This is a genomic window from Variovorax sp. Sphag1AA (assembly GCF_014192575.1).
Classification (GTDB): domain Bacteria; phylum Pseudomonadota; class Gammaproteobacteria; order Burkholderiales; family Burkholderiaceae_C; genus Variovorax.
In genome coordinates this window covers 353,437-359,921 of the sequence record NZ_JACHYC010000008.1, presented here as the reverse complement: position 1 = coordinate 359,921, position 6,485 = coordinate 353,437, and the positions used below count along the sequence as shown (strand labels likewise).

Annotated in this window: 5 protein-coding genes; 2 read left to right on the top strand and 3 right to left on the bottom strand. The window is 67.2% G+C overall.

What is annotated here, in order from left to right; all coding sequences use genetic code 11:
* The 3 genes from FHW64_RS29740 to FHW64_RS29730 all read right to left on the bottom strand — a co-directional run.
* On the bottom strand, window positions 1–508 hold a 508-nt coding region (locus FHW64_RS29740), incomplete at its 3' end, for an ABC transporter permease subunit (RefSeq protein WP_409350657.1).
* A gap of 31 nt (window positions 509–539) precedes the next feature.
* On the bottom strand, window positions 540–2,081 hold the full coding sequence (locus FHW64_RS29735) for a sugar ABC transporter ATP-binding protein (protein WP_184532068.1): 1,542 nt from the start codon (window positions 2,079–2,081) through the stop codon (window positions 540–542).
* The gene (locus FHW64_RS29730) at window positions 2,074–3,330 is read right to left on the bottom strand and encodes an ROK family protein (protein WP_409350656.1); all 1,257 of its coding nucleotides are present in this window, start codon (window positions 3,328–3,330) and stop codon (window positions 2,074–2,076) included. Before FHW64_RS29730 ends, FHW64_RS29735 begins: the two co-directional genes overlap by 8 nt.
* Before the next feature lie 286 nt (window positions 3,331–3,616).
* Between FHW64_RS29730 and FHW64_RS29725 the strand changes: the two genes are divergently transcribed.
* Entirely contained in the window at window positions 3,617–4,816 is a 1,200-nt protein-coding gene (locus tag FHW64_RS29725) for an ROK family transcriptional regulator (protein WP_260306464.1), read from the top strand.
* A gap of 25 nt (window positions 4,817–4,841) precedes the next feature.
* Window positions 4,842–6,479 (top strand): NADP-dependent glyceraldehyde-3-phosphate dehydrogenase, encoded by a 1,638-nt coding sequence (locus tag FHW64_RS29720; RefSeq protein ID WP_184532064.1) that lies wholly within the window; start codon window positions 4,842–4,844, stop codon window positions 6,477–6,479.
* Window positions 6,480–6,485 lie beyond the last annotated feature (6 nt).

The following is a 6,485-nucleotide window of genomic DNA, read 5'->3' as shown; positions in this document are numbered from 1 at the left end:
GCACCGCGGTGAGCGCACCGAGCGTCACGATGAAAGGCGGCAGCTTCACGAAGGCCACGAGCACGCCGTTGATCAGGCCGAAGAGCAGCCCGCACGCCAGGCCGGCAGGCACGCCGAGCATGCCCAGGCCGGGGACGTTCGACATCAGCATCGCCACCACCGCCGAGGCAGCGAGGATCGAGCCGACCGAAAGGTCGATGCCGCCGGTGAGGATCACGAAGGTCATCCCCGCGGCGAGCACGATGTTGATCGAGGCCTGCTGCGTGATGATGGAGAAGTTCTGCCAGCTCGCGAAGTTCTCGCTCGACACCGCGAAGCCGATGCATAGCAGGATCAGCACCGGCAGCATGCCGATGGCGCGCAGGAGGTCCTTGCCGCGCGACGTCGGCACTGCGGGCTTCACGTGTTCCGTGGTGGCGGCGGCGGGCGTGCTGCTGCCGTCGGCAATCGGAGCGGCGGCCGGGAAGGGGTCGGGCAGGGCCGGATCGGCCGGGTGCGAGGCGTTCATGGTGTGTCTCCGTGAGGGCGTTGTGTGAGGGTCAGTGCACGGTCGGGACGGTGCCGGTGGTGGCGCCGGTGGCCAGGGCCACGATGTTTTCCTGGGTGATAGCGACGCCGGTGTCGCCGCCGACTTCGCCGACGAGATGGCCTTCGCGCATCACGATCACGCGGTCGCAGACGCCGACCACTTCGGCCAGTTCGCTCGAGATCACGAGCACCGCGACGCCGCTGCGTGCGAGTTCATCGATGAGGCGGTAGATCTCGCTCTTGGCACCGATGTCCACGCCGCGCGTCGGTTCGTCGAGGATCAGCACCTTCGGCTTGAGCTCCAGCAGCCGCGCCAGCAGCACTTTCTGCTGGTTGCCTCCAGAGAGCGAGCCCACGTTGACGCGCGGCGAGGCGACGCGGATCGAGAGCTGCCGGATGGCATCGCGGGCGCGCTCCAGGGCGCGGCGTCCGTCCATCACGCCGCCTTTCTGGGCGTCCAGAGGACACACCATCACGTTGATGTTGTCGCGCACGCTGAGGTCGAGGAACAGCCCTTCGCCCTTGCGGTCTTCCGTCAGGTAGAGGATGCCCGAGCGGATGGCGTCGATTGGCTGCTCGATCTTGAGCGGCGTGTCCCCGATCTGCACTTCGCCGCTGGTGCGGGCATCGGCGCCGAAGATCAATCGCGCCAGTTCCGTGCGGCCGGCACCGACCAGGCCGGCGAGGCCGAGGACCTCGCCCGCGAACAGTTCCAGGCTGCAGCCGCGCACGCGGCGGCCGTCGGACATGTTGCGCACCGCCAGCGTGCGGCCGCCGGTGTGCAGGCCCTTGTGCTCCTTGCGGTAGAAGCCCGAGAGATCACGGCCCACCATCATCTTCACCAGCTTGTCGCGTGACAGCTCCGCGCGCTCCAGCGTGCCGACATAGGTGCCGTCGCGCAGCACTGTCACCTCGTCGGCCAGCTCGTCGATCTCGTCCATGCGGTGGCTGATGTAGAGGATCGCGATGCCCTCGCTGCGCAGGCGCTTGATGAGCGCGAAGAGGCGGTCGGTTTCGTGGGTGGACAGCGGCGTGGTCGGCTCGTCCATCACGAGGATGCGGCAGTCGAAGTGCACCGCACGGGCGATCTCCACCAGCTGGCGCTGTGCGATGGAGAGGCTCTCGACGATGGTGGACGGGCCGAAGTCCGCGCCCAGGCGCTGCAGCGTGGCGGTGCACGATTCGGCCATGCCCGCGCGGTCGACCAGCGCGCCCTTGACCATCGGGCGGCCCATGTAGATGTTCTCCGCCACCGTGAGGTTGGGCGCGAGGCTGAGCTCCTGGTAGATCACGGACACGCCCAGCGCCTTGGCCGCGAGCGGGCCGTCGATGGTCACGGCCTTGCCGTCGATGCGGATCTCGGCGCCGGGGTCGGGCATGTAGGCGCCCGAGAGGATTTTCATGAGCGTCGACTTGCCGGCACCGTTCTCGCCCATCAGGGCATGCACCAGGCCCTTGTTGGCGTGCAGTCGCACGTTCTGCAGGGCCTTCACGCCCGGGAAGGTCTTGGAGATGTTGCGCAGTTCGAGCAGGTGAGGTGTGCCTTCAGGCATGTGTGGTCTCCTTGGCGGTGTGGGAGAAAGCGGAGGCGGGCTGTCCGCGCAGCACGTCGGCGCGCGGGGAAAAACTGAAGAACATCGGCAGGCTGGCCGCGCCGACGGCGCCGGCATTGGTGCCGAAGCTGCCGCGCAGTAGCCGCGGTGTCTGCCGGGCTTCGGGGGCGATCTCGCGCAGGCCGGCATCGACACGGCGGACAAGTTTGTCGATCAGGCCATCGTCGATGTCGCAGTCGATCACCACCGCGGGCAGGTCAAGCACCGCCAGCGATGCGCGCAGCGAAGGAACGAGCGCGTCGACGCAATCGTCGAGCCATTCGTCCACCGCACGGCCACCGGATGCGACATGACCTTCGAGGTCGTCGTGGTTGCGCACCGGCAGGCCGCTGTGGCGGAGATGGCGGGTCAGCGCGTTGAGCGACGCGCGCGACAGCAGGATGTCCCAGCGGCGATCCGTCGGCGGTGCGGATGCCAGCCGGCTGGGCAGCACCGGCATCAGGCCGAGGTCGGCGGCATTGCCGCTGCTGCCGCGCAGGCTTTCGCCGCCGATCACCGCGCCTGCGCCGAGCGCCGCGCCGATGAAGACATAGAGGAAGTCGCTTTCCTCGCGGCCGACGCCGAAGAACAGTTCCGCGATCGCAGCGGCATTGCCGTCGTTTTCCTTGAACACCGGCTGCTCGACTGCCTGCGAGAGCATGGCGCCGAAATCCACCTCGTCCCAGATGCGGAAGTCGGCCTTCAGGTCGAGTTCGCGCAGCCAGCTTCCGAGGTTGTAGGGCTGGGCCAGTCCGACACCCATGAGGCGGCGGCGCTGCGTGCCGTCGAGCACGCTGAGCATGCGGGTGATGCTCTTGCGCACGAGCGCCAGGGCTTCGTCGGGATGGGGGAGCAGCAGGTCGTGCGCTTCGCGGGCAAGGATGCGGCCGCCGAGGTCGATCAGCACCGTCTCGATGCTCGTCCGGTCGAGTCGCACGCCGATGCCGTAGGCGCCTTCCGGATTGATGCGGTACAGCCCCGCGGGCTGGCCGCGCTGGCCCTCCTGGCGCCGGCCAGCCGGTTCGATCAGGTGAGATTCCTCGAGGGACTGGACGATGCTGCCCACAGCGGTGTTCGTGAGCTGGGCCCAGCGCGCGAGGTCGGCCTTCGAGGCTTCGCCCGTGCGGCGCAGGCGCTGCAGCAGGGTCCGCTCGTTGTAGAGCCGGAGGTTCATCGAATTCGTACCCCGTCCAGGGCCGCTTGGTCTCACCACGTGTCTCCTTGAGTGCCGATTCCGGCTTCGCGCCGCTCTCGGCAATTAATTAATTCAAGTTGAAGAAAGTTTAGGTCGCGGATCGATCTCTGCGATCAGGGATTTCCCGGGGATCGCGTTGATCGCCCACTGCTCACTCAGCCATTCCCTCGGAGGCGGCCTTCTTCCAATTAACTAAATGCAATTGATTTATTAAATCTGCTGGCCCATAATCCCGCCATCGCGATCGCGACAACAGGGTCCGCAGGCGGTCTGCAGGCCCGTCGTAGTGGAGACAACAGCCTTGCCGAAAAACATCGATCCGCGCGGCTCCAACCAGGTGGGCATGCGCCAGTTCAACGAGCGGGTGGTGCTGCAGGCGATCCGCCTGCATGGCGCACTGCCGAAGGCAGAGATCGCGCGCCTGACCAATCTCACGGCGCAGACGGTGCAGATCATCATCTCGCGCCTGGAGGCCGATGCCCTGGTGGTCAAGCGGGCACCCGTGCGCGGCAAGATCGGACAGCCGTCGGTGCCGATGGCGCTGAATCCCGAAGGCGCGTATTCGATCGGCATCAAGATCGGCCGCCGCAGCCTCGATGTGCTGCTGGTCGACTTCACGGCGCAGGTGCGCGAGCGGCTCTCGCTGGCCTATGAGTTCCCCGACCCCGACACGCTCTTCGACGAGATCCGGCTGCGCCTGAAGGCGCTGCGCCGCTCGCTCGGCCCCACCCGTGCGCAGTTGCTGCACGGCATCGGCATCGCGGCGCCGCTGTCGCTCGGCGGCTGGCAGTCCCTGCTCGGCGTCGCACCGGAGCAGGCCGCCAAGTGGAACGACATCGACATCCGCGCGCGGGTGGCTGCCATGACGACGCTGCCGGTCGAACTCGTCAAGGACACGGCCGCCGCCTGCGTCGCGGAACTGGTGGCCGGGCGTGGGCGGGGGCTGCGCACCTTTCTCTACGTCTTCATCGACACCTTCATCGGCGGAGGGTTGGTGATCGACAGCCATCTGCGCTCCGGCGCCACAGGCAATGCCGGCGCCCTGGCATCGATGTCGCTCGGTGTCGCCGGCGACGGCGCGCAGCCGCGACAGCTACTGAGCGTCGCGTCCCTGTTCACGCTCGAGAAGATGTATGCGCAGGCCGGGCTCGACGCCCGCGCCGTTGCGGATGCGCGCGCGGTCGAGGCGCCGTGGTTGCCGGTCACGCGCGAATGGATGCGGGAGGCGACCCCGGCGATCGCCATGGCCATCCACAGCGCGACGGCGCTGCTGGAGCTCGACGGCGTGATCGTCGACGGGTCCTTCAGCCGCGAAATGCTCGAAGCGGTGCTCGCGGAAACCAACGGGGCACTCGACAAATTCAGCTGGGAAGGCATCGCCCGTCCCGAGCTGCTCGCAGGCGCCGTGGGCGCCGATGCACGGGCCATTGGCGGGGCCCTGCTGCCGCTGTACGCCAACTTCGCTCCCGATCGGGACCTGTTTCTCAAGCTCGATCGCTGAACCACACCCACCTCACGAGGACCCCATGACAACCGATCGCAGCGCCCAGCTCGCCCAGCACTTTCCTGCCCTCGAAGACATCCCCGCCGAATATCGCCTGGCCGAACAGGTGCACCAGCGCCACTCGCTCGTCGCCGGACGGCTGGTCGAATGGAACGGGCCGAGCAAGACCGTGCTGTCCCCGGTGTGCACGCGCGACGCCGCCACCGGCGAAGTGCGCCAGGTCGAGATCGGCAGCTACCCGGTGATGGGCGAGGCCGAGAGCGATGCGGCGCTCGACGCGGCGGTGGCTGCCTATGCCAACGGCCGCGGCCAGTGGCCCACGATGGGCGTTGCTGCGCGCATCGCATGCATGCAGGAGTTCGTGCGCCGCATGGCGCAGCAGCGCGAGCTGATCGTGAACCTGATCATGTGGGAGATCGGCAAGAGCCTGGCCGATTCGCGCAAAGAGTTCGATCGCACCGTCGAGTACATCCAGGCGACCATCCAGGCGCTCAAGGACCTCGACAACGCAAGCTCGCGCTTCGAGATTGCCGAAGGCACCATCGGACAGATCCGGCGAACGCCGCTCGGCGTCGTGTTGTGCATGGGCCCGTACAACTACCCGTTGAACGAGACCTTCGCGACGCTGATCCCGGCGCTGCTGATGGGCAACACCGTGGTCTTCAAGCCGCCGCAGTACGGCACGCTGCTGTTCCATCCGCTGCTGGAGGCCTTCCGATCGGCCTTTCCCGCGGGCGTCATCAACACCATCTATGCACCCGGTGCGCTCGTGGTGCCGCGGCTGCTGGCCTCCGGCAAAGTCAACGTGCTGGCGCTGATCGGTTCGAGCAAGGTAGCCGACCACCTGAAGAAGCAGCATCCGAAGTCGCACCGCCTGCGGGCGATCCTCGGGCTCGACGCCAAGAACGCCGCGATCATCCTGCCCGACGCCGACATCGAGCTCACGGTCAAGGAGTGCCTCTTGGGCGCGCTGTCGTTCAACGGCCAGCGCTGCACGGCGCTCAAGATGTTGATCGTGCACCGCTCGATCGCCGATCGCTTCCTGCAGCGCTTCGTCGAAGAGCTCGACAAGCTCAAGATCGGCATGCCGTGGGAGAGCGGGGTAAGCATCACCCCGCTGCCCGGACTGCATCGCACGGCCTACATGACCGAGGCGCTCGACGATGCCCGTGCGAAGGGCGCACGCATCGTCAACGCGGGTGGCGGCGAGTTCTGCCAGACGCTGTTCCATCCCGCGGTGGTGTATCCGGTCGCCGAAGGCATGAAGCTCTACCGCGAGGAGCAGTTCGGCCCGCTGGTGCCGGTGATGCCCTTCGACGACATCGAGACCGCGCTCGACTACGTCATCACCTCGGACCACGGCCAGCAGGTCAGCATCTTCGGCTCCGACCCCGGCCAGATCGGTGCGCTGGTCGATCCGCTGGTCAACCAGGTCTGCCGCGTCAACATCAACTGCCAATGCCAGCGCGGCCCGGATGTGTTTCCCTTTGCCGGCCGCAAGGATTCGGCCGAGGGCACGCTGTCGGTGGCCGACGCGCTGCGGGCCTTCTCGATCCGCTCGATGGTGGCCGCGAAGCAGACCGAGCCGAGCAAGAAGCTGCTCAACGCGATCGTGCAGGACCACAAGTCCAGCTTCATCAACACCGGCTTCATCCTCTGAGGGGCG